The sequence below is a fragment of the Leptospira idonii genome (assembly GCF_004770995.1).
GTDB lineage: Bacteria > Spirochaetota > Leptospiria > Leptospirales > Leptospiraceae > Leptospira_A > Leptospira_A idonii.
Window position 1 is genome coordinate 1 of sequence record NZ_RQHW01000017.1, and the last position, 1,320, is coordinate 1,320.

Consider the following 1,320-nt stretch of genomic DNA (forward strand, 5'->3'; position numbering starts at 1 on the left):
ATTGATGAGTCTAGTTCGATTCTCTCCCTCTCTTTCCTCTAAGGTTAAAGCTTTATATTCAAAATTCTCAAATATTCCTGATTTTATCTGCGCAAAGCTCTTATCACCAACTCCCCTCGCCCCAAAAATCAATTTCTGCAAGCGTTCTGCATATCGAACATTACCTAGAAATGATATTTCATCCAAATACAACTGTGACCACTTCGGACTTACATAGTGATAGGAGCGGAAGGATTGTTTTAATATGTTATTGCGAGCCTCTGCACCATTGGAAGTCACTCCTTGTTTTGTAATCCATCTTTCCCTAGACAAATTATAACGAGGGTCTTTACTCTTCTTCGAGTGATTCACCATTCTATGATTAGGACGATCCCAAATAAATGTATAACCTTCGTCTGTAAAAAGAGGAATTGATTTTGGTATTTTAGAATTTAGATCATTGCCCAAATAATTTTGATTATTTAAGGGAATCGATTTATAAAAGGTCATTCCATGATTTATCCCAACGGTATGGCAAAGAATCCCCTTTTGCTCTCCACCGAGACTATTAGAAAGATAAATCGATGATGATCCTGTTTTATATCTTCTACTTCTATGCTTATTCGCTCTCAAGGAAGAAGAATACAACACAACACTATCTGCAACAGCTACAGGAACACCCTTTAAAATCGGTCTCAAATCATTATTACCTTTAGGAAGATGAATTGGATGATCTTGGGCAAAGGTTTCTAATTCCTTATACAATTGATCTCTCAAAGTATCATTCAACAAAGACAAAATGATTTGGATTCTTCGCTTCAGGTAGTAAGCAGATTTATATGAGAGATTTAGTTTCCTGCTGATTTCAGTCGAAGTCACAGCCTTCGGATACTGCAAAATCATATCATGGAGTATGTAGGAAAAATAGCTTAGAGGTAATTTGAAGTTATCGAAGGGAGTCTTTGCAGTTACACTTAGTTCATTACCACATTCCTTACATTTGGCAATGCTTGGACGATTCTTTCTATGAAGGAAACGAAGATCAGTGCTGTTGCAAGTGCATTTCTTTGCAAAGAGAGTGGTGAGAATCTTTGCTGATAAAATGGAATAGTAGTGATTTGCTTCTGGAATGATTTTAAGAGCGTTTTGCCGGAACGCATTTACAACGGGGCGGGATGGGATGTTTGGTCCGAAGTTCGAGAGAAGCTCGAATTTCGGGTTAGGCGTGTTCGTGCGGGGAGTTGTAAATAAGTGCCGGTAGAAGAGCTCTTATCACCTTCCCCCCTCGCTCCAAAAATCAATTTCTGCAAACCTTCTGCATAGCGAACATTACCTAGAAAA

Annotated in this window: 1 pseudogene; it reads right to left on the reverse strand. The window is 38.3% G+C overall.

Annotation, left to right across the window (positions count from 1 at the left end):
- A pseudogene (locus tag EHS15_RS05835) lies at positions 1-756 on the reverse strand (hypothetical protein); the annotation flags it as partial.
- Positions 757-1,320 lie beyond the last annotated feature (564 nt).